The organism is Fictibacillus phosphorivorans (assembly GCF_023715845.1).
Lineage (GTDB): Bacteria > Bacillota > Bacilli > Bacillales > Fictibacillaceae > Fictibacillus > Fictibacillus phosphorivorans_D.
Genome location: NZ_JAMBOR010000020.1, coordinates 23,415 through 46,406 on the forward strand (window position 1 = coordinate 23,415; position 22,992 = coordinate 46,406).

Below are 22,992 nucleotides of genomic sequence, written 5' to 3' on the forward strand. Positions count from 1 at the left end.
CATACATTTTCATATTAGTATGTTTACTTGGGGGGAGAAAAGCTTTGAATAGAACATTACTGGATTCTCTGAAACGAGGCGGTTTTATATTCTATGTAAGGCACGGTGAAGCGAATGTGGGGAGAGATTCGCCTTATTTAGACTTTCAAAATTGTTTAACCCAAAGAAACCTTTCTGAAAAGGGACGGAGACAGGCTAAATACTATGGGGAAATTCTTAGATACTTGCAAATTCCTATTCATTATCCTGTATCCGCGAGTCCATATTGCAGAACAATAGAAACCGCTCAATTAGCATTTGGAAGAGACAATGTGCAAGTCGATCCTTTTTGGTTAAACATACAAATGTTAAGCGGAAATTTATCTAGTATAGAAAGACAAAGAATTCTTAACCATCTAAAATTTATCTTGGAAACAAAACCAGAAGAGGGAACAAATAAGGTGATTGTTGCGCACAGTTTTCCAAATGGAATGGGTTTAGGACGTATATCGAATATGGGAACGGTTATTATACAACCATATGGACGAGGAAATGGCTATATTGTAGTTGGCCGATTATCTATTGAAGATTGGAGTACACTAGATCGTTTTATAAAAAGTTGATCCTAAAAATCTATCACAAGTCGGAGGTTACCTGTTCATTAAAAGGAATATGAAGTAAAATGATAATATAATTGATGATTTTAAATGGAGGAAAACACATGTCTATTTTGCCGAATTGTCCAAAGTGTCATTCAGAGTATACATACGAGGATGGAAGTTTTTTGGTTTGTCCAGAATGTGCTCATGAGTGGTCACCTGAGAATGAGTCTGAAAACCATGATGACAAAAAAGTAATCAGAGACTCCAATGGTAATGAACTACAAGATGGAGATACCGTCACTGTGATTAAAGACCTTAAAGTGAAAGGAACTTCATCTGTAATAAAGATTGGTACGAAAGTGAAGGGTATTCGTTTGGTTGATGGCGATCATGATATTGATTGTAAGATAGATGGATTCGGAGCTATGAAATTGAAGTCTGAATTTGTTAAAAAGGTATAAAAAAGAAAACAATGACTCAAAGTTAGAAGCTTTGAGTCATTGTTTATTTTTCATGTGTACCTCAGCGACCGCTATTTAGACAGGTATTATACTTGTTTAATCTTTTATTCACTGAATTCACGCAACAACTTTATAAACTCTTTTGTCGCGTATGTTGCATATTTGTCTTTCTTTTTTATAATGCCTAGTTCATAGGGAAGTGATGGATTTGTAATAGGAATCGCCTTCACTTTATCTTTGTCGATTTTCCCCGCTATAGATTCAGGAAAGATTGATACTCCTAAATTTTCTCCAATCATACCGCTTATAAAATCCCACTGAGAGCTTTCATAAGCAATTTGAGGACTGAACCCTGCGTTTAAACATTCTTGTTTAACTCTGTCATGAAGAGTAAACCCTTCTTTAAACAAAATAAAAGATTCATTATGCAGCTCTTTCATTTCGATCCTTTTTCTTTTAGCAAAAGGATGGGAGACATGAACGAAAAGCATAAGCCTTTCTATCAAAAAAGAGACAATTTCAAACTTCTCTTTATTTATGGGCAGGACCACCACAGCTAGATCCAATAAGCCGTCACTCACTTCTTGCTGCACTTTATTGGCACCATGTTCGACCATACGGATCTGAATATCGGGATAGAGTGTTTTGAATTTTTTAATGATTTTTGGAAAAAATAAGAAACCAATTAGTGGTGGAATTCCGATAGTAATCTTCCCTTTATTTAAGTTCATCAGGTCATAGAGATTAGACGAAAGGTTATCGATATTTTCTAAGATCACCTTACTTTGTTCAAAGACGATTTCACCGGCTTCTGTAAGTTCGATTTGCCTGGAGGAGCGATCGATCAGATCCACGTCCAGCTCGTCTTCTAAATTTTTCACCATTTTACTTAAGCTTGGCTGAGAGATATGTAATACCGCAGAAGCCTTAGTAAAGCTTTTGTATTTTGCAACTTCGAAGAAATAAGTTAATTGTCGTATATCCATTCTGTAACTCCGATCTATAACTTTTGTGCATACTATCTATAGTTATCATTCATTTTACTAATTACATACACAGGGAGTACAATGTCCTTCGTGCCAATGAATCAATTAAAAAGAAGTGCCAAATGATGAAAGCGTACTTTAGGAGGAAAAACCTTGATAAGTATCATAATAGGGCTTGCCCTGCTTATGTTCTTTGCCTACCTCGGATGGTCAATCATATGGGTTGCTCCAATCGTCGCAGGTATTGTCGCTTTAATGAGCGGGTTAGACCTGATGGATGCATATACAGACACGTATATGACGGGCTTTGTGGATTTTGCGAAGCAATGGTTTCCGATCTTCTTATTAGGAGCAGTACTAGGAAAACTAATGGAAGACACCGGAGCTGCAAAATCAGTAGCCATTCAGTTTACAAAGTTTATAGGTGAAAAACGTGCCATTTTAGGCGTATTGGTTGCATCTGCTGTACTGACGTATGGCGGTGTAAGTTTATTCGTAGTCGTTTTCGCGATTTATCCGATCGCCCTTGCACTATTTAAGAAAGCGGATATCTCCAGAACGCTCATTGCACCAACCATTGTCCTCGGTGCATTCACCTTTACAATGACAGCCGTACCAGGAACGCCTCAGATTCAGAACTTAATTCCGATGAATACGTTTAAAACAACACCTATGGCGGGTACAATCATCGGTATCGTTGCAACGCTGATCATGGCTATAGGCGGTTACCTATGGCTGAAATTTAGAGAGAAACGAATGACAGCAGCAGGGATACAGTATACGGAACCTGATAAATCAAAAGAGGATGACGACGAAAACGAAGAAAACCTTCCAAACTGGATTCTTTCGTTAATGCCTTTAATAGTCGTTGTGATCTTACTTAATTTCTTGAAGATCGCACCGATCCCCTCATTATTAGCTGGGATTTTAGCAATATTACTTATTACCGTAAAGCAATACAAAACATTCATTCCATCTGTGAATGAGGGAGCAAAAGGGTCTGTTATGGCGATTATCAACACGAGTGCTGCAGTTGGGTTTGGTGCGGTGGTAACAAGTGTGCCTGATTTTGATCGCATTACAGACATGCTATTAGGCATTTCAAGCAACCCTCTCGTATCAGAATCATTAGTCGTTCAGCTGATGGCAATGATTACGGGTTCTGCATCAGGTGGTATGGGTATTGCTTTAGAAGCGCTTGGAGGAACTTATTATGAGTTGTCTCAATCAACTGGCATGAGCCCTGAAGCGTTTCATAGAATGGCATCTATAGCATCTGGAGCCTCTATTCTTCCTCATAACGGGGCATTATTGACTCTTCTTGCCGTTACACAGTTAACGCATAAAGAAACGTATAAAGATGTGTTTGTTGTTGCTTTAATTATCCCAACCCTTGCTGTTATCGTCGGTATCATTATGGCGAGCATGGGTATTATTTAAAATATTAGGAGTGAGAATTGTGGTAGAAAACAAAGTTGTTGTAATTACAGGATCTGCAAGCGGAATAGGTTTTGAAATCGGAAAGACCTTTGCTGAAAATGGAAGCAAAGTCGTTTTAACAGATTTAAATGAAGAAGGGGTAAAAAAGTCTGCTGAAGAACTTAAAGGACTAGGGTATGAAGCGATCGGACTTAAAGCGGATGTTACGAGTGAAGAAGACATCAAGAACATGATTGAAATCGCTCATAAAGAATACGGACGTGTAGATGTTCTAATCAACAATGCCGGCCTTCAGCATGTATCACCTATCGAAGAGTTTCCTACAGATAAATTTGAGCTGATGATTAAGATCATGCTTACTGCACCATTTATTGCTACGAAGCACGTTATGCCGATCATGAAAGAACAAGGCTTTGGGCGTATCATTAATATATCGTCGATCAATGGTTTAATCGGGTTTGCAGGAAAAGCGGCTTACAATAGTGCAAAACATGGCGTAATCGGTCTTACTAAGGTTGCTGCACTAGAATCAGCAGCAGAGGGTGTTACTGTTAACGCATTATGTCCTGGTTATGTAGATACTCCACTTGTTCGCGGACAATTAGAAGACTTGGCGAAAACAAGAAATGTTTCTTTAGATAAAGTGCTTGAAGAAGTTATTTATCCATTAGTTCCGCAAAATCGTCTGATGGAAGTAAGTGAAATCGCGGAGTATGCCATGTTCTTATCAAGTGACAAAGCGAAAAGCGTAACAGGACAAGCAATCGTTATCGATGGCGGATATACAGCTCAATAAGTTATGAGAAAATCCTCAGCAATTTTAGCTGGGGATTTTCTTTTGATTAAGTTGTATAGAATTAACCTACACTTTTAATGCAATGTAATCGATTACTGTATAAAGTCATGGATTCAGGAGGAAATATTAATGAAAATTTTAGCGATTACTTCATGTCCGAATGGAATCGCCCATACGTATATGGCTGCTGAAAACTTACAAAAAGCAGCTGATAAAATGGGAATAGACATCAAAATTGAAACTCAAGGTTCTATCGGCGTGGAGAACGAATTTACGGAGCAAGACATTCAGGAAGCAGAAGGCATTATTATTGCTGCAGATAAGACGGTAGACAAAGAGCGATTTGTCGGTAAAAAGGTACTTACTACAGGTGTGCAGGATGGTATTCGGAAACCAGAGGAATTAATCCGGAAGATACAAACCGATGATGTTCCAGTATATAAAGCTGGCAGTAAAATAAACACTACGAGTAAAGAGAAGAGAGAGAATCCCTTTTATCGCCATTTAATGAATGGTGTTTCCTTTATGGTTCCTTTCATTGTTGTAGGTGGTTTGTTGATCGCGATCGCCTTGACGTTAGGCGGGGATAAAACACCAGAAGGCATTGTCATTCCGGATGGTTCTTTTTGGAAAACGATTGAGCAGATAGGCGGAGCTGCATTCACCTTCATGGTTCCTATCTTAGCGGGTTATATTGCATACAGTATCGCAGACCGTCCAGGGCTCGTTCCTGGTGTTATAGGCGGTTATATAGCAGCTAATGGAAGTTTCTATGGTAGTGAAGCAGGTGCTGGATTTCTTGGCGGGATCATCGCAGGTTTCTTAGCTGGTTATGTAGCGTTAGCCATCAAAAAAATAAATGTTCCAAAAGTCATTCAACCGATTATGCCTATCATCATTATTCCTGTAGTAGCATCTTTGGTTGTAGGCTTAGCGTTTGTTTTCTTAATTGGAGCACCAGTGGCGGGGATATTTGAAGGGTTAACCGCGTGGCTAGCAGGTATGCAAGGGACGAGCTCTCTGCTTTTAGCACTGATTTTAGGTGCGATGATCTCCTTTGATATGGGCGGTCCTGTAAATAAAGTAGCGTTCTTATTCGGTTCGGCTATGATTGGTGAGGGCAACTATGAAATTATGGGACCTATTGCAGTGGCCATCTGTGTACCTCCTATTGGAATGGGGCTTGCTACACTATTGAACAAAAGAAAATACCAAGCTGGTGAACGCGAAGCAGGGAAAGCAGCATTCACGATGGGACTCTTCGGGATTACGGAGGGTGCGATTCCATTTGCTGCACAAGATCCGTTACGTGTAATACCCAGTATCATGGTAGGTTCAATGACAGGATCCGTTATCGCGATGCTCGGGAATGTAGGGGATCGGGTAGCACATGGCGGGCCGATTGTTGCTGCGCTTGGAGCAGTAGATAATGTACTCATGTTCTTTATAGCGGTTATCGTTGGAGTTATTGTAACAGCTCTATTAGTTAACCTATTGAAGAGAGATATAGAGTCTGAAAATCATGTAACAGCTGAAGAAGATTCTAATAATGTTCCACATGAAACAATTCAAGATGATGTATCGATCAATAAACTGACGGATATTACAAATCTTGACCTCATTGATTTAAATGTAGATGGTTCTACAAAGGAAGAAGTAATTGAAGAGATGATCAACAAACTTGGTGATTCAGGAGTCCTTTCCTCACCGGAAGCATTCAAACAAGCTATTTTAAACCGTGAAAAGGAAAGTACAACTGGAATTGGAATGAACATCGCGATTCCTCATGGAAAATCCGATTCAGTTAAAACCCCAAGAGTTGTATTTGGTCTCAAACGTAATGGAGTATACTGGAATAGCCTTGACGGCACACCGGCTAAATTAATATTCATGATCGCTGTACCCAAGCATAGCGAAGGAAACGAACATTTAAAAATCCTTCAAATGCTTTCCCGTAAGCTTATGGATGAGAACTATCGTGAAAAACTATTAACGGTTCAAACAAAAGAGGAAGCTTATGAGCTTTTAGAAGAAATAAAATAAAGAAAAAAGAAGGTGATTAGAGTTCACCTTCTTTTTATTACCTGTACTCATGATTTACCTAATACGGAATCTGCTAAATTATAAACGATCGCGTCATCTGTAGGTGGGTTATGAAGCCCAGCACGCACATCACGAAAATGTCTTTGAAGCGGATTTGATGCAGATAGACTTCTTGCACCGACAATTTTCATGGCTAAATCAACGACTTTATTGGCACTGTTTGTAGCAATATGCTTAACAGCAGCAAGCTCTTTACCCATATTTATGCGTTGCTCTGGCTGTTCAACCCATTTCCTTGCAACTGAGTATAACACTTGGCGTGCGTTAAAAAGTTCTAACTCAATCTTTCCAATTTTTCTTCTCACTTCTGGTACATCTTTTATAGGTCCAGGAAGAGTACTTGGACTATAATCTGAAGCGAATTTTATAGCATAATCCTTTGCAGCTGCGGCGATTCCTATATAAACAGCGGGTACTTGTAGGTACCATCCTCTAGCTGTGAACGACTTGCCATCTTCTACGAATAAGAGGTCTTCTTCTTTTACGAATACATCATTTAAAACAAGGTCATCACTCTTGGTACCTCTCATAGATATGCTGTCCCACGTTTCTTTTATAGAGATACCTTCCAGATTATGATCAACTAAGATGAAACCTTTAGTACCCGTGTAATCTAGGTCAGCAGTAATAATCGAATAATCAAGAGCTTCAGCCATAGAAGTAAATGCTTTAACACCATTTAGGCGCCAGCCGTCTTTTACTTTTTTTGCGGTTGTGCCAGGGGTTCCGCCTCTTGAAGGACTTCCTGTAGCTCGTTCTGTCTGAGCCAAATTTAAAAGAGCCTTATTCCGAACAATGTTCGTGCTGACTTTTTCAAAAGTCGAACCTTGCCAATGCCTGTTCTCAGCGGCTTCAAGTAGGACTCCTAAATGCCAGCCTAAAGATAAAGCGGTAGGGGCATCACCTTGAGCAATAATCTCTTGGACTTGCAAATATTCTAGAAGATTTAGACCTTTACCCCCATACTCTTTTGGAATAGTGAGTGAAAGAAAATTTGCATTCTTAAGATCAGCAAAATTCTTGTAAGGAAAAACACCTTCTGAATCTATCGCATCAGCTCTTGTACTGAAAATCTCTTTTAGTTCTTCTGCTTGTTTCAGGATTTTCTCTATGTTTGTTTGGTCCGTGTGTTGTTTTGTTTCTGCAACTGCAACTGCTTTTACCAAAAATGTTCCCTCCCATACTTTTTCGAGGACATAAAAAAATCCTCCTTTCAAAATGACGAAAGAGGACATGGTTATAAGAACTCTTTCTCATCTCTCAGACATTCGTAGTCTGCTGGAATTAGCACCTTTCCTATCTTTTAATGATAAGCGGTTGCTGCAGGATCTTAGGACCAGTTCCTCCCCTGACTCGTGATAAGAATATAGAAAAATAAATTTTAATAGTCATCACTATAAAATAATTGAGCATAACTTGTCAACGAAAAACTGAAAACTTATAATTTTTTTATTATTTCTAAAATAGACGTTGACAGGTGGTTTTTATTCCTGTATATTCTGTTGATAAATTCAATATTATCGATTTCTTATCGAGAGAGGTGGAGGGACTGGCCCTTTGAAGCCTCGGCAACAACTATTTTAGTACTGTGCCAATTCCAGCAAGCTTACAAGCTTGAAAGATAAGGAGAGATCGAATGCGTTTTTCATATTTACGTATTTCACAACCTCTTCTTAATCATGAAGAGGTTTTTTTATTTGGATTCATAGGGAAACGTGCAACGTCCGAAAGTGGCTCACCAACTGCCCAGCGGATAGCGAATTTCCTGGAGCATAAATCAACACAAAAATAAACGTGTAATGGAGGAAATCATTTTGAGTAAAGAAATTTTATTTAACGCATTTGAAATGACGAGTGCTATGCATAATTCTCACGGACTTTGGAAGCACCCGGAAAGTAAACGACATACGCACTATAAAGACCTAGATTATTGGATCAAATATGCCAAATTGCTTGAGAAAGGAAAGTTCGATGCCGTATTTTTTGCAGATGTGTTAGGGGTCTATGATGTGTACCAAAAAAGTAAAGCGCCTTCTATAAGGGATGGTCTGCAGGTACCGTTGAATGATCCGGCGCTCCTTATCTCCGCTATGGCGAGTGTCACTGAAAATTTATCGTTCGCTGTTACGGTCAGCACCACGTATGAACAGCCTTTTGGAAATGCACGTCGTTTTTCGACACTCGATCATTTAACAAAAGGAAGAATTGCCTGGAATGTCGTAACGTCCTACCTACCGAATGCAGCCAGAAATTTCGGTCTGGAGGATATGATTAAACACGATGAGCGTTATAACATCGCGGATGAGTATTTAGAAGTCTCTTATAAGCTCTGGGAGAACAGTTGGGAAGACGGAGCAGTCATTGAAGATATCGAGACGAATACACTTGTTGATCCTGAAAAGGTTCATGAGATCAATCACGAAGGAAAGTATTTTAAAGTAGAAGGACCTCACTTAAGCGAACCTTCCTTGCAAAGAACGCCTGTCATCTACCAGGCAGGCACTTCAGAAAAAGGACGTGATTTTGCTGCTAAACACGCAGAGTGTATTTTTGTAGGTGGACCAACGCCACAAAGGATTCGTTTCTATGCAGATGATATTAGAGAGCGGGCTAGAAAACATGGCAGAAATCCAGAGACTATTAAAATCTTTTCTTTCCTGAACGTTGTTGTGGGCGAGACAACGGAAGAAGCAGAGCGAAAGTTTGAGGAATACGCAAAGGTTTGGAGCTCAGATGCTGCAAAGGCACAGTATGGAGCAAGCGGATATGACATTGCTGAATACGAAGAACTTGATCCAGACCTTCCTTTTGAATATTCAAAATCAACCGAAGGCGGTCATTACAAAGCAGCCTTACTTACAAAGGATGCACCTAAAAAACTTACTGTTGGGGAAGTACTTAACCGGTTTGAAACACCTGGGAACTATATCGTGGGAAATCCTGAGCAAGTGGCTGACGGAATCCAAGCTCAGTTTGAGGAATCTGGTGTTGATGGATTTAATTTAAATCATCTTGTAACCCCAGGTGATCTAGAAGCTTTTGTGGAACTCGTCGTACCTGTCCTTCAAGAAAGAGGATTATATAAAAAAGAGTACAACAAAGGTACCTTGAGAGAGAAATTGTTCCCTCAAAATGGTCGTTTGCTGCCGAGTGACCATCCAGCAGCGAAATATAGAAGAGTTCTAGCAGAATCAAAATAAAATGATAGAGGAGTAAGAAACGAATGAAAAAAATAGTACGTTTACTCATAGGGCTTACAGTTATCATAGGTCTAGCTGGATGTGGAGCTTCAGGAGAAGAGGAGAAGAAAGAGATTACTCTTGGAGCGACCGTTCCATACAGTGATATGCTTGAAAAAGGGGTAAAACCTTATTTAGAGAAAAAAGGCTATAAAGTGCAAGTTAAGGAGTTCAATGACTACGTTCAGCCGAATATTTCCCTTAAGAGCGGTTCGCTTGATGCGAATCTTTTTCAGCACAAAGTATATATGGACGCTTTTTCAAAAGAGAATGATATGAAGCTAGCAAGTGTTGTGACTGTACCAACCGCACCGATTGGTATATACTCCAACAAATATAAATCGCTTAATGAGATTAAGCCTGGGAGCACGGTGGCACTGGCTAATGATCCAACAAATCTGGCTCGAGGTTTAACAGTCTTAAGAGATAATGGATTAATCGAGATTGATAGTAAGGCAAATCCGCTGCGCGTCTCAGAAAAGGACGTTATAAAAAATCCGAAGAAGCTTAAATTCCAGCCTGTCGAAGCGGCTCAAACTCCACGAACATTAGACTCTGTTGATCTAGCAGCCGTAAATGGAAACTTTGCGATCTCATCTGGTTTGAACTTAGAAGATGCCCTTGTAAAAGATAAGCTTCCGGATGAAATCATTAATCGTATCGTTGTTTTAGAAGAAGATAAAAACTCAAAGTTGGCGAAAGATCTTAAAGATGCTGTAGAATCTGAAGAGTTTTTAAAGGTGATCAACAGCGACTTTAAACCATTTCATAAACCCGAATGGATGAATAAGGAGACTGCTTCTAAATAAGCGCTCATTTTCAGCATAATATTGAATATCTCTAGCAATAGCCGTTACCATTTTTCTTTCATTTCATAGAATATGTTATGTTGAAAAACGGGGGTGATAGATAGTGAGTAATTGCCCACACTGTGGTTTGTTCCGATACGATCTAAGCGGATGTGTCTGCAGTGATCAAGAGTATAACAATGATCAGTACAAGAGAGCTATAGATGAAATTTTCAGCAATGAAAGTAAGTTCCTAAGAGCGCCTAAGAAAGTAAAAAGGCAAAACCCAAAAGATTTGAGAATAATAAGTCTCATATATATTTTTTTAAAGTGGACAAGCTGGCTCGTAACAAGAGTCAGCTTTAAGTTTTATATATATGAGAGTTATAGCAGGGTATAGAAGTTCGAAATTTGTCGCCACTTGTCGACTCGTGGTTATTTTTTTATTAACGTGGGATTATTTCATTTATCGTAGGAAAAAACTGAACAAACGTGGGATTAATCAGATTTACCGTGGGATTCTTTGTCTCAGTACCCTAGGAGGTATTCCGAGCATAAATTCTAACTAAAAAGCAGATCCAGTATTTGTCCTGGATCTGCTAATTTTATGCAATTACATAGATAAACCTAGTGATGGCGGTGAACTTAGCCTTCTGATATTAGAGGATCGACGAGCAAGATTTGGCTGAGTTGAGACTGAGCCCGATAGACTTTTTTGGATGATGATGTTTGAGCCGATCTGACCTTGTACTTCAAAGCCCCAGCGTTGAAAAACTTTAAGAGCCTCGGTGTTTTCTACATCTACCGAACCAAATACCATTTGAATGCCCTGTTGTAATAGGTGTTTTTCAAAAACAGGAGCAAATTGACTTCCGATTCCTTTTCCTTGATGCTTCGTATCCAGCACCACATAATCTACATAAATCATATTACCTAATCGGAACCGGTAACTAACGAAACCTACGATTTGATCATTGCTGTCGCATACAACCATAACCTCGTTTGCCATTCCTAAAATAAGCTGGATGACTTCCTTTTTTACTTGGAAGTTGTTAACCACCAAATCAATCAATACGGGATTGTCCTGACTAGGATTCCATTTACGAATATACAAAGATATTCCCCCTTATATTACTCTACGAAGGGGATGTTTTGTGAAAACTCATATACATCCATTGCAAGAATTAAATTAATATTTGTTTGTATATTTTTCCCCCTTGCTTGTACTATATGTGGTTGTCCAAACAATGGTCTGGATAGTATCCTAGTTTTTGATAAAAGGGGCCACTTCTATTTAAATTAAAAAGCCAGGAATTTTATCCCGGCTTTGTTGAGGCAAGCTGTTTACACAGGTCTTTTTGATTGCTTCTTGCATGTTTTCTTTCTTTTTTTAGATGAAAATAACGGTAACACTATAGACCCCCCTTTCTATAAGTGAACCTGAAAAGAGAGGAACCCTCTCTTTTCTCTTTTATTTTACGCAAGCTTGTCTAAAAGGTTTGGACAAACACTTATATTTCATAGAAAACGCTGCGCACAATTTTTTAAACAAAAAAAACCACTGGCTTAATGGATTTACCATTAAACCAGTGGCTTACATAAAAAATGATTAACGAATCCCTTTCATGAATCCTTGAATCTTTGGAGAGATTACGAAAAGTATTAAACTTAATAGAATGGCAACTCCACCGATTGTACCGAAATACATCATTTCCGTTTCTGCAGAGTAGAACTTAACAATTTGAGCGTTGATTGCTTGTGCAGCGGCACTTGATAAGAACCATAAACTCATGGTTTGTGCAGAGAATGCAGCTGGAGCTAATTTTGTTGTTGCTGAAAGTCCGACTGGTGACAATAGTAGCTCACCAAGTACAACGATAAAGTAACTAAGAACGAGCCAAAATGGGTTTACTAATGTGTTCTCTCCGCCAAAATAAGCAGGCAGAAGAATAACCAAGAAGGATAGACCAGCAAATAACAAACTTAAAGCGAATTTCTTAGGTACTGTAGGCTGACGATCTCCAAGCTTCACCCACATCCAAGCGAATACTGGCGCAAAAATGATAATAAATAATGGGTTCAACGATTGGAACCAAGCTGGTGAAATCGTGAGACCAGCAAATTCAAGATCTGTACGCTTGTCCGCATAAGCAGCAAGAATCGTTGATCCTTGTTCTTGAATCGCCCAGAACATTACAGAAGCGATAAACAATGGAATATAGGCTAAGATTCTTGAGCGTTCTGTAGCGGTTGTTTTTGGACTGCGGTACATGACGATAAAATAGATCGTTGGAATCGTAATACCGAAAATACCTACTAAAGTAATAAATACATCAAGAGTAAAGATTCCAGCAGGAATTGTAATTCCTAAGATAACTGCTAATGCGACTACAACAATTCCAGCGATTAATGAATATTTTTTCTTCTCAGCTGGAGAAAGTGGGTTAGGTACAGTAGCTCCTGCAAGACCTAAGTTTTTCTTTTTCGTTACAACAAATACGATTAGACCTAATAACATACCAACTGCTGCAATTCCGAAACCTAAGTGGAAGCTCGTTTTAGCAACTTCACCTACGATTAACGGAGATATGAAAGCACCTAAGTTGATACCCATATAGAAAATACTGAATCCAGCATCACGTCGGTTATCTTCTGGAGCGTACATATCACCTACAACAGATGATACGTTAGGCTTAAGTAAACCCGTACCAATAACGATAAAGACCATTGAAACAAATAACATTGTCAGATCCCCTGGTAAGGACAGGACAATATGACCAATCATAATGAGAATACCACCATAGAATAGTGCTCTAGATGTACCAAAAACTCTATCTGCTAACCAACCACCGATGACACCAGACATATATACGAGTGAACCATAAATGGACATGATTGCTAATGCAGTGGATTCTTCAAGACCCAATCCACCTTTTGAAACTTCGTAGTACATATAATAAATGAGGATTGCTCTCATTCCATAGTAAGAAAAGCGCTCCCAAAATTCAGTGAAGAAAAGTGTGAATAGGCCTTTAGGATGTCCGAAGAAGCCTTTTTGAGGCACACTATCCACAATTTTCTGTCTATTTATGTCTGACATAAGACAACCTCCTTTAGTTCATTAAATATAATACTTTGAAATATTTATTATTGTCAAAAGTTTTCGGCTAATCTATTATTGCAAATTCTTACTTATTCGTAAATGGAAATTACCACCTACATAGGGGAAAAGCCTTATATAAGAGCAAGAATGAGTTAAATCCATTACTAAAAAAGACCTAAAAAATTAGTATTATCTTTAAGGAGAAACTTTAATAGGAATGAATGGGAAAACACATGATAACATTGTGGGATTCACAAGTTTTCAGTAGTATAGAAGAAGAAGTTTAAGGTTTTGAAAAGAGGTCTTTATATGATTACTAATTCCATTTATGGATTAACATTTGAACAGCTTGCCGAATGGCTTTTAAAGCATGGACATAAACCATATCGAGCATCACAAGTTTGGGAATACCTTTACCGGAAGAGAGTAACGGATTTCTCTGAAATGACAGACGTTCATCAGGATTGTATTTCTCTTTTAAAAGAAAATTTCGTGATCCATACGTTAGCGCAACATGTGAAACAAGAAGCATCTGACGGTACAGTTAAGTTCTTATTTAAACTGAAGGATGGCAACTTAATTGAAACTGTCTTGATGAAGCATAAATACGGATTATCCGTTTGTGTTACTACTCAAGTAGGCTGCAACATCGGATGCAGTTTTTGTGCAAGCGGCTTATTAACCAAGACGCGAGATCTAACGAGTGGCGAAATCGTAGAGCAGATCATGAATGTTCAGCATCATTTAGATCAAGCAGGAAACGGGGAGAAAGTAAGTCATATCGTCGTGATGGGAATCGGTGAGCCCTTTGATAATTTTGAGAACATGATCGACTTCTTAAAGGTGGTCATTGATCAAAAAGGACTTGCGATCGGATCCAGACACATAACGGTTTCGACGAGTGGGATCGTCAACAAGATCTATGAATTTGCGGATACAAAAATCCCTGTGAACCTAGCAATATCCTTGCACGCACCTAATAATGAATTACGTACGAAAATCATGAAAATCAACCGAGCGTACCCGCTTGAAAAATTGATGGATTCAATCAATTATTATATCGAGAAAACGAACCGCCGTATAACAATCGAATACATCTTACTTAAAGATGTGAATGATCATATAGAAGAAGCAAATGAACTCGCAGCACTCTTTCAGGATAAAAAGAAAAAAGTGTATATCAACCTCATTCCATATAATCCGGTCGATGAGCACAGTCAATATCAAAGAAGTGAGCAAGAATCCGTACTAGCTTTTTATGATACGCTCAAAAAGAACGGAATCAACTGCAAAATCCGCCAAGAGCACGGAACGGATATTGATGCGGCCTGCGGTCAGTTAAGAAGTAAGCAGATAAAAAAAGAAAAAGATAAGTCAGTTAATCTTTAATAAAGTTGAGGATATCTCTTTAATGAGGTATCTTCTTTTTTTATTGAATTTATGTAGTAACGACTCATAGAAAAGCAGTAATGACTCATAGAAAGCGTATTTAGACCCCTAGAAATTTGGTTGACTCATAGAGAGCTCATTTCGGGTCATAGAGATTATTTTTTGACTCATAGCGTTCTATAGATTTTATTTTTTAGAGGGAATAAAGTTTATCAACATGTGGATAAGTCAGATCGCAAAAGTTTATCCACAAAACAGATCAAAAACAGATAGAAAAAATTAATCCACAGCTTAATCATGCAAGATGAACAAGAGTTTAAAGATAGCAGGAATCCTCTAAGTACTAGAGAAGTTAAATGAGGAGAAACATATAAAGCGAGGATTATTTATGGAAAGTAAGATTATAATCAAGTCTTTAGGTTTAGAGGATTTAAAGGACACTTTTTTAAAGGATTTTAAACGTTACCAAGTGACCCATAAGGTTTTATTTATGGAAGATGATCAATATAAAGTGAAGTCTGATCATTTTGTTGATGATTGGGATGATGTTAAGAAAGCTCAAGTACTCTCGGATCTACGTACTTGTCTTTTAAAGGGCGGGAAAGTGATAGGTGCTTTTATTAGTGAGGAACTAGCTGGCTTTGCCAATATCGAAAGCTCTTTATTTGGCTCGAAAAAAGAATATGTAGAACTTCCTTATATTCACGTCTCTTCAGATCGAAGAGGTTATGGGATAGGGAAAAAGATGTTTAATAAATGCTGTGAAGAAGCAAAAAGGCTAGGAGCAGCAAAGCTTTATATTGCAGCACATCCATCTGTTGAATCACAGGGATTTTATGAAGCGGTGGGTTGCAAAAAGGCTGTTGAAATCAACGATGAAATAAAAGCGAGGGAACCGCTGGATATCCAGCTCGAAAAAGTTTTATAAATAGGAAAAAGACTCCTTTCAGCGGAAGAGGAGTCTTTTTATTATTATGCATAGACGTTTACTTTTTCAACGAAGGCATTCTTAACATCTGTTCCTACTTCAACAGCGGTTGTAAAATACTTATCACAGTTAATATTTTGAATAACAATATCATCCGCACGGTGACTGCCTCCATAGACTTTAATAGCGGGCCCAGCTGTCGTAAAGTCTTTTATAGATACATGCTGCAAGAAGACATTGCGTGCACGGTATTGTATGGCGATAAGAGGATTTTTCTTATAATCATAATGGGGATCGCCAATAAGGGTGAAATGGTTGATCAATACATGGTTATACCCGGATACAACGAGTCCTCGTGGTGATGAGCCTTCGTATAAATCAGTATATACGGGTGCAACTGCTACGATGTTGGTCGCAGAGATATGAAAAGCTGTTTTTGATTCATCATCTACATCTTTATGGTGGCCGATGTGTCTGAAATTATAGGATCGATTATCTTTTACAGACAAATGACCAACAATATGGACATTAGAAGCAGCGGAAGCATTATGGTGAGCTTTTATTTCCAAACCTCCAAAACACCTTGTAGTGGAGTTATTTAAAAGCCAGACGTTCTGAGAGCCATCATCGATTTCAATACCATTAGAGTTCGAAAAGCCTTTCTTATGCGATCTTCCGCTAGGATCACACATATGGCAGTTAGAAATAAAAATATGTGAGGAGTGATGAGTTGTTATGCCGTCATCTCCAAAACCAAAGCCATTAAGGTTATCTAGCCAAATATATTTACTTCCTCCCCTTGAAAGCGTTCCATCCCCTAGATAGGTATAAACAGAAGATGAAACATCAAAGCAGTGCAGGCCAGGATTAATAGCCTCTATCTCATGCATCCAGCCGTATTTGACATTAGCGAAGGTAAGACAGCTGGAACGATTGTTACCCGCGCTAGTTTTTTCGACAGCTCCTAACCTTTCGATGTTCCAATCTAAGCTCATTCCTTTGACAAAAATATGACTGTTGCCCCAGAAATGGTTTTTATTTGTGATCAGCCATTTACTCTTTGGTGACTGGTCATGCAGTTTTAAGACAGTCTTTTCCTTTCCTTCCCCTATTAAGCATGTCCAAGAGGGTAGTTTTATCCCTTTTGTGAGATAAATACCTTCTGGAACGCGTACAATGACTTTCCCTCGTCCTATAGCTTTCTTAAAAGCCTTTGTATCATCAGCCACTCCATCTCCAATCGCTCCATAATCTTTTACGTTTACTTCCTCTTTTACTTCTTCTACGAGTTTCATATATTGGTCATCCAGCTTACTTTTCCATGTTGGAAAAATAGATTCCTTTGAATCACAGCAAATTTGAGTCGTGGATACTTTTTTATAGCCCATATTCTTAACAAGAGCCCTTTTCGTCAGTACTTTCATCCAATTCAATCTTGATGAATTTTGTTCATTTTTATTTGTATAGTGACTTCGTTCTTCAAATAATGTTTCAGTATTTAATAGTGCTTCTTTTAATGAAAAACTCCTATCATGAAATTCTCTAATTATATCTGCATTCTTTTTCGGATCGTGTTTTTTCTCTAAATGTACCAATTTCGTCTCACCTCTGTTTCATTTCATCGGTCTATATTTAATGATTCCCGTCCGATAATTTTATAATCAGCAAACAAAATTGAGTAGGGGAGGGCTCGCAAACAAAAAAGTTTATATGCAAACAAATAAGTTTACATGTTTGCGAAAATGTTTGCATTTGTTTGCAATTAAGTTTACATGTTTGCAAATGCGCAAACATATTGGTGCGAAAGGGTTTGTGGGAATGCAAGGTAATTGTTTACAATATTGTTTGCATGTTTACGTTTTTGTTAAAAGAAAAAATAGGCATTGTTAAATTTGCCGATCCATTCTAATCTATTAATATAGCAACAAAATAACAATTGAAAAAAGAAAGGATGAGTACCGTGAGTAAATCTAGAATTGCAGCAATTGATGTAGGTAATGATTCTTTAAAAGGGATATTTGGAAAATTAGAACATGAGCTGAACATACCAAACGTAATCGCACGAGATATTGAAGACCGTCCTGTAATCGGGATTGAAGAATTAGACAGTAAAAATCCATTAGAAGGCATACATATTAGAGTCCACTCCCCTGCTCTTAAAGAAAACAATGTGATTTATCGTGTTGGTGAATTGGCGGCTAAAAGTGATAACTCTACAGAATTAGATCCGGGCAGCAGCAAATCTGAAGAAGATCAAACATTGATCATGTTATTTGCAGCGCTTGCTCTAGACGCCGTTAAGGAAGAAAACGCTAAAACATTCACTAAAAACAATAATGTACTTGATACAAGCTATATTTTAGGTACTGGATTGCCTCTTCGTGAAGTAAAAGAAGGAAAAGATGCTGGATACCGCTCTAAGCTTCTAGGCTCGGTTCACCAAGTAGAATTTTTAGTGACACCAAAGTATCAAGGATTGAAAGTAAACATTAAGTTTGATGAAGTAAAAGTCTATCCAGAAGGTTTTGCTGCTTTCATCAACCTAGTAATGGATAATGACTTGAATATCATCAATAAAGATCTGATTGACAAGCCTATCCTCATTCAAGATATTGGCGGACTATCAACAGATATCGCAGTAATTAAGAATAGAAATGTTGATGATGACAAAGCACAAGGGTTTAACCTTGGTGTTTCTGAAGCTTTAGAGCAGATCAGAGAAGAAATTCGTTCCAAACACGGTGTTGAGCTAGACAGCCGACGTGATGTAGTAGAAATTATTACGAAAAAGACAAACCGTAATCATATTATGGTGCGCGGAAGCCGTACAAGCGTCCACGATATTACGGACCGTATCTTGGTAGACTTAGCTAAAAAACAATACCGTCTGCTTCGTAATGTGTGGCAAAAGAATTCTCAGACTGAAATCTGCTATTTTGTTGGCGGTGGTTCTGCCGTCTTAAAGGATTATATTAAGACACTTAATAATAATCTTGATGGCTACAACATCGATTTTTTTGAGGATGAAAAAGAAAGCATCTGGATGATGGCTAATGCTTATTACAAGCTGATTTCGGATCACATTAAGAGAACAACAAAAGAAGAACAAAAGAGTGAGGACAAAGAGAAAAAAGCCGTTAAAGCTTAAGTAGGGTGATGAAATGGATAAAAAATCTGCCAATGAAATAACCAGAGGAAAGACGATCGCTTTTCGGATACCCTCTGATACCCCTGATCACGTCTTAAAAGAGCTCCAAAAGCTTAAAGAGACAGAGAGACGCAACTTTTCCAGCAGGATTTCAGAGTTCGTCATGCAGGGTGTTGGACAAACCATTCAGAAAGATAGAGAAACCATCACCATCCCGCTCCCAAAAAATTTAAATAAAATGCAAAGGGATTGGCTTAAGCATGAGCATTCTGAGGCATTATTAGGCAATATTATGTATCAGCTTATATCGAATCCCGTAAGAACGGCTTCATTACTTGCCGCTTTAAACAGCAACTCTACAGATATTGACGAAGCGTTATATCTGCAAGAAGAGCAGGAAGATGAAGTTACGTTAAACAAGTATGATGAGCCAGCCGTTCAGCCCGCTCCCATTGATGATTTTGACGATGATGATTTAAGTCAATTTGATTGGAATAACGCAAAACGTGAAGAGGAAGAACCGAATGAGGAACCGAAAGATCCTGAAAAGGAAATGGAAGATCTACTAGGAGACTTCCTCGCTCATATGAATAAGTAATATCTAGCGCAGCTGACTTTATAGCTGCGCTTTTTTTTCTGGAAATTACCGTTTGTTCTCTGTATACGAAGGGAAGGTCTCGCAATGGGCACAGAATACTATTATAAGTTTTAAATAAATGCAGGTTCATTTTTAAAGCTGCTTTTTTTATTTGAGAATGAAATAAAAAGATTTACCCAAACTACCTAGGAAACGAAAATAAGTTAAGGAGAGATTATATGAAGAAAAAAATTATGTCGATATTCATGGTTTTAGCAATCACATTCCCTGTATTTTCAACCCCGCTACAAGTCGATGCAAAAGCACAACGGGATCAGGGACCTTGCTATAGTCAAAATGCATTGAACCTGTATTCTACTCAGAGAAGACTTTGGAAGGACCACGTTTATTGGACAAGAAGCTATGTTCAAAGTGCTTTGTCAGGACATCCCAATAAAGATGCAGTTCTAAAACGATTATTGCAAAACCAAAAGGATATCGGCAATTCTATTAAGCCTTATTATGGAGATGCAGCTGGTAACCAACTTGCTAAGTTATTGACAGAACATATTGTTCTAGCAGGGCAGCTAGTAGATGCACTAAGTAAAGGAGATAAGGTTAATGCAGATAAATATAATAAAGAATGGTACCGAAACGTTGATGAAATAGCAGCATTTTTAAGCAAGGCTAACCCTAAATGGGAAGAACAAGAATTGAGAAACCTTCTGCATATGCATTTGCAGATTTTAACGAGTGAAGTTGCAGCATTTTTAAACAAAGATTGGACTGGGGAGATTATTGCTTTTGATAAAGGTATCAATCATATCCTTGTTCTAGCGGACGAGATAACGAACGGTATCATGAAGCAGTTCCCACATCAATTTAGAAGTTAAAAGAAAAAATGACCCGCATTCAAATTGAGCGGGTCATTTTTATATACGTTTATTTCTTATTCTTCTCTTGTTTCTTCTTTTCATCAATAGTTCCTTGCGTGAGCGTATCATTGACTTGCTCATGTACCTTTTCTAAGTCTTTTTCAGTTTCAGATTTATTCTTCTTATTAGGTTCATAATTCTCTTCTGCTACTTTTTCGGATTGTTTATTTTTATCACTCATTTATATTAGCCTCCTTTAAATAACAACCATTCATTAGTGTTAGCGTAAAATGGCTGATATATTTCCATTCCCTATAGAACAAGCACGAAACTTCCAAAAAATGAAATACCCCATCCCTAAGCTATGGGAGAGGGTATAACTATTATTAAAAGAAATCCATAAAAGCTGGCGGGCGCTGTGTAATACTTTGTTCAAATTGATGAATATCTTTCTGTTCACCATTGATTTTCCCGCATTCATGTAAAAAGGAAGCTTTTTGAGATCCTAAAAGTACGGCAGTCAATGTTTGGATGTCCATACTGAGCTTGCCTTTTTCGCTTATTGGGTTAGACACGATTCCATGATTAGAAATAGTGAAAGTTTTGTTATTCCACTCTGCTTTTTCATCGGAGACCGAAATCGAAAGAGGGGACTCCATTACGCGAAGAGGGTATTGATTTAAAAACCCTTCGACATCCACGATTCGGGCCATAAAGTAGGGAATTTGCTCTTGATGAATCCTTGGGTTATTCAGTAAAAAAGGGAGCTGATCACTAGATGGTGCAACGATCTTCACTTTATCGACCATCGAATCATGCTGACAAATAAAGTTCCAAAGGGCTCGTCTTGCATTTTCCGTATAATACACAAATTCTTGAACATCCAGTAGTTTGTCTGCAGCCTTACAGCACAAATATCCTTGAGGCACTCCCCTTTCATCTTTATAAAGAATCCGGTTATACCCTTCAGTAAAAACATGGTTATCCCACCAGTAATCTGGTCGAATCATTAGATGATTATACTTCGCGGACCATCTTTCATAAACCGTATTTAAAAGGGAGTTTCCATCTTCTTGAGAAAGTCTGATTACATGGCCAGGAACGTCTTTGTAACGGTCCAGATCATTTTTTTCGATTGTATACTTATTGACAGAAGCCGTAAGTTCCCATCCAAACCTGCGATAAAACGAAATATTAAAAGGATGCAGCAAGCTGATCGTCTGTCCTTTTTCCTTCATTGCCAATAGGGCTTTATTCAGGAGACGAGTTACCGAACCTTTACGTCTATGCTCAGGCCATGTAGCGACCCCTGCTATACCACCCATAGCAAATCGACATTTTTCAATGGTTATTTCCAGGGAAAGAATATGTACCTTTGAAATTAGCTCTTCGTTTTCAAACTCTCCCCATATTTCATGCCGTTTTAGCATCTCATATCGTTTAGGGAGATCTTCTTTTTTTACTTTGTACTGAAACGCATATTCAGAAAGTTGGATCGCTTTATCAAAATCTTTTTCTTTTATTATTTTTAAATGCATGATGAACAACCTCCTATTCCTTTTCCATTTTAAAGTTCAGGCAGCTGCTTGGAAAGTAAATTCATAATAAAATTCTGATAACAGATTCAATGAAATGCCAAGAAATCGTTAGAGAAAAATATTGGATATTTATAAAAAGTATCGAAAATATATTCAAATGGAGTTATAATTATAAACTGTTGTGCATAAAGCCAACGATGAAGTGAGGACATTCATGAGAATTCATAAATATATAAGTTTGACGGGATTCTGTTCCAGACGTGAAGGTAAACGGCTTTTAGAGAACGGACGGATTACTATAAATGGCGTTATCTGCAATAAAGATACAGAAGTTGAGGAAGGCGATATCGTACTAATCGATCGGAAGCCTATTCCTAGAAAACAATCTTCTATTTATATGGCTTTTAATAAACCAGTAGGTATTACCTGCACAGCAAACCCTGAGATAGAAGGAAATATTCTTCAATGTGTAAACGTTCCTGAACGTGTATTTCCAGTAGGGCGCTTAGATAAAGCCTCACAAGGGTTGATTCTGCTCACGAACGATGGGGAACTTGCAAATCGCATCTCTCAATCTGATTTTGGACATGAAAAAGAGTATGAGGTGACTGTGGATCAACCAGTGACCGAGCTTTTTCTTCAAAAAATGTCAGAAGGTGTACCTGTTCTTCATACAGTAACAAGACCTGCTCAAACAAAGTTTGTCAGTAAATATGTGTTTCGGATAACACTCACCCAAGGACTCAACCGTCAAATTAGAAGAATGTGCAAAGCGCTTGGTTATGAAGTAGAGAAACTCGAACGCATACGCATTATGAATATACATCTCCATACATTACAAGCTGGAGAGTGGAGAGATCTCAAGCCAGACGAGCTTTTGGCGTTAAAAGGGAGTTTAGATCTCCTATAAATAGGGGTAAGATACTACGTCATACCCATACAATTTAACAATTCTTTAGATTATTTATAAATTTGAGAAAACTAAAAAAAGCAAATATACTTGGTAATGGAAAGTGTATGAAAGCGTTTTACATTTAAGG

At 38.1% G+C, this 22,992-nt stretch carries 19 protein-coding genes, 2 pseudogenes and 2 riboswitches; of the genes and pseudogenes, 14 read left to right on the forward strand and 7 right to left on the reverse strand.

The window, feature by feature from the left end:
• The first annotated feature begins 44 nt into the window (after positions 1-44).
• Positions 45-602: a histidine phosphatase family protein gene (locus tag M3206_RS14635; protein WP_251313272.1), complete on the forward strand. Its 558-nt coding sequence runs from the start codon at positions 45-47 to the stop codon at positions 600-602.
• Positions 603-700: 98 nt separating this feature from the next.
• Entirely contained in the window at positions 701-1,042 is a 342-nt protein-coding gene (locus M3206_RS14640; protein WP_251313273.1) for a zinc ribbon domain-containing protein YjdM, read from the forward strand.
• Positions 1,043-1,146: 104 nt separating this feature from the next.
• Here M3206_RS14640 and M3206_RS14645 read toward each other — a convergent pair whose 3' ends face one another.
• Positions 1,147-2,028 (reverse strand): LysR family transcriptional regulator, encoded by an 882-nt coding sequence (locus M3206_RS14645; RefSeq protein WP_251313274.1) that lies wholly within the window; start codon positions 2,026-2,028, stop codon positions 1,147-1,149.
• A 153-nt stretch (positions 2,029-2,181) separates the two neighbouring features.
• Here M3206_RS14645 and M3206_RS14650 point away from each other — a divergent pair, with 153 nt between their 5' ends.
• From M3206_RS14650 to M3206_RS19230, 4 genes and pseudogenes are all read left to right on the forward strand, one after another.
• A complete protein-coding gene (locus M3206_RS14650; protein ID WP_251313275.1) occupies positions 2,182-3,468 on the forward strand; it encodes a GntP family permease in 1,287 nt (428 codons plus the stop codon).
• A 19-nt stretch (positions 3,469-3,487) separates the two neighbouring features.
• Positions 3,488-4,264 carry a 3-hydroxybutyrate dehydrogenase gene (locus M3206_RS14655; protein WP_251313276.1) on the forward strand — a complete coding sequence of 259 codons (777 nt, stop codon included), beginning with the start codon at positions 3,488-3,490 and terminating at the stop codon, positions 4,262-4,264.
• Between the two features lie 129 nt (positions 4,265-4,393).
• Positions 4,394-5,773: pseudogene (locus M3206_RS14660) on the forward strand (PTS fructose transporter subunit IIC); the annotation flags it as partial.
• Positions 5,774-5,842: 69 nt separating this feature from the next.
• Positions 5,843-6,307 (forward strand): annotated as a pseudogene (locus M3206_RS19230) (PTS sugar transporter subunit IIA); the annotation flags it as partial.
• Positions 6,308-6,354: 47 nt separating this feature from the next.
• Here the strand turns inward: M3206_RS19230 and M3206_RS14665 are convergent.
• Complete coding sequence (locus tag M3206_RS14665; RefSeq protein ID WP_251313278.1) at positions 6,355-7,533, reverse strand: acyl-CoA dehydrogenase family protein; 1,179 nt, start codon at positions 7,531-7,533, stop codon at positions 6,355-6,357.
• Positions 7,534-7,617: 84 nt separating this feature from the next.
• A riboswitch (SAM riboswitch) is annotated at positions 7,618-7,732 on the reverse strand.
• A 160-nt stretch (positions 7,733-7,892) separates the two neighbouring features.
• Positions 7,893-7,995: riboswitch (SAM riboswitch) on the forward strand.
• A 171-nt stretch (positions 7,996-8,166) separates the two neighbouring features.
• Between M3206_RS14665 and M3206_RS14670 the strand changes: the two genes are divergently transcribed.
• Together M3206_RS14670 and M3206_RS14675 are read left to right on the forward strand one after the other, a co-directional pair.
• Positions 8,167-9,567, forward strand: a complete 1,401-nt coding sequence (locus tag M3206_RS14670) for an LLM class flavin-dependent oxidoreductase (RefSeq protein ID WP_425590739.1) — start codon at positions 8,167-8,169, stop codon at positions 9,565-9,567.
• 23 nt (positions 9,568-9,590) lie between these two features.
• Entirely contained in the window at positions 9,591-10,415 is an 825-nt protein-coding gene (locus M3206_RS14675; RefSeq protein ID WP_251313280.1) for a MetQ/NlpA family ABC transporter substrate-binding protein, read from the forward strand.
• A 592-nt stretch (positions 10,416-11,007) separates the two neighbouring features.
• Here M3206_RS14675 and M3206_RS14680 read toward each other — a convergent pair.
• A complete protein-coding gene (locus M3206_RS14680; RefSeq protein ID WP_251313281.1) occupies positions 11,008-11,508 on the reverse strand; it encodes a GNAT family N-acetyltransferase in 501 nt (166 codons plus the stop codon).
• A 495-nt stretch (positions 11,509-12,003) separates the two neighbouring features.
• The gene (locus tag M3206_RS14685) at positions 12,004-13,494 is read right to left on the reverse strand and encodes a peptide MFS transporter (protein WP_251313282.1); all 1,491 of its coding nucleotides are present in this window, start codon (positions 13,492-13,494) and stop codon (positions 12,004-12,006) included.
• A gap of 312 nt (positions 13,495-13,806) precedes the next feature.
• Here M3206_RS14685 and rlmN point away from each other — a divergent pair, with 312 nt between their 5' ends.
• A complete protein-coding gene (gene rlmN, locus M3206_RS14690) occupies positions 13,807-14,886 on the forward strand; it encodes a 23S rRNA (adenine(2503)-C(2))-methyltransferase RlmN (RefSeq protein ID WP_251313283.1) in 1,080 nt (359 codons plus the stop codon).
• Between the two features lie 388 nt (positions 14,887-15,274).
• Positions 15,275-15,814, forward strand: a complete 540-nt coding sequence (locus M3206_RS14695; RefSeq protein WP_251313284.1) for a GNAT family N-acetyltransferase — start codon at positions 15,275-15,277, stop codon at positions 15,812-15,814.
• Positions 15,815-15,858: 44 nt separating this feature from the next.
• Here the strand turns inward: M3206_RS14695 and M3206_RS14700 are convergent, their stop codons facing one another.
• Complete coding sequence (locus M3206_RS14700; protein ID WP_251313285.1) at positions 15,859-17,409, reverse strand: glycoside hydrolase family 55 protein; 1,551 nt, start codon at positions 17,407-17,409, stop codon at positions 15,859-15,861.
• 365 nt (positions 17,410-17,774) lie between these two features.
• Here M3206_RS14700 and M3206_RS14705 point away from each other — a divergent pair, with 365 nt between their 5' ends.
• The 3 genes from M3206_RS14705 (at position 17,775) to M3206_RS14715 (ending at position 20,432) form a co-directional block, all read left to right on the forward strand.
• Entirely contained in the window at positions 17,775-18,962 is a 1,188-nt protein-coding gene (locus M3206_RS14705) for a ParM/StbA family protein (protein ID WP_251313286.1), read from the forward strand.
• A gap of 13 nt (positions 18,963-18,975) precedes the next feature.
• Positions 18,976-19,560: a hypothetical protein gene (locus M3206_RS14710; RefSeq protein WP_251313287.1), complete on the forward strand. Its 585-nt coding sequence runs from the start codon at positions 18,976-18,978 to the stop codon at positions 19,558-19,560.
• 218 nt (positions 19,561-19,778) lie between these two features.
• Positions 19,779-20,432 carry a glycosyltransferase gene (locus tag M3206_RS14715; RefSeq protein WP_251313288.1) on the forward strand — a complete coding sequence of 218 codons (654 nt, stop codon included), beginning with the start codon at positions 19,779-19,781 and terminating at the stop codon, positions 20,430-20,432.
• A gap of 49 nt (positions 20,433-20,481) precedes the next feature.
• Here M3206_RS14715 and M3206_RS14720 read toward each other — a convergent pair whose 3' ends face one another.
• On the reverse strand, positions 20,482-20,655 hold the full coding sequence (locus tag M3206_RS14720; protein WP_251313289.1) for a YozQ family protein: 174 nt from the start codon (positions 20,653-20,655) through the stop codon (positions 20,482-20,484).
• 145 nt (positions 20,656-20,800) lie between these two features.
• The gene (locus tag M3206_RS14725) at positions 20,801-21,952 is read right to left on the reverse strand and encodes a GNAT family N-acetyltransferase (RefSeq protein WP_251313290.1); all 1,152 of its coding nucleotides are present in this window, start codon (positions 21,950-21,952) and stop codon (positions 20,801-20,803) included.
• A gap of 214 nt (positions 21,953-22,166) precedes the next feature.
• Between M3206_RS14725 and M3206_RS14730 the strand changes: the two genes are divergently transcribed.
• A complete protein-coding gene (locus tag M3206_RS14730) occupies positions 22,167-22,862 on the forward strand; it encodes a pseudouridine synthase (protein WP_251313291.1) in 696 nt (231 codons plus the stop codon).
• Positions 22,863-22,992: the final 130 nt, after the last annotated feature.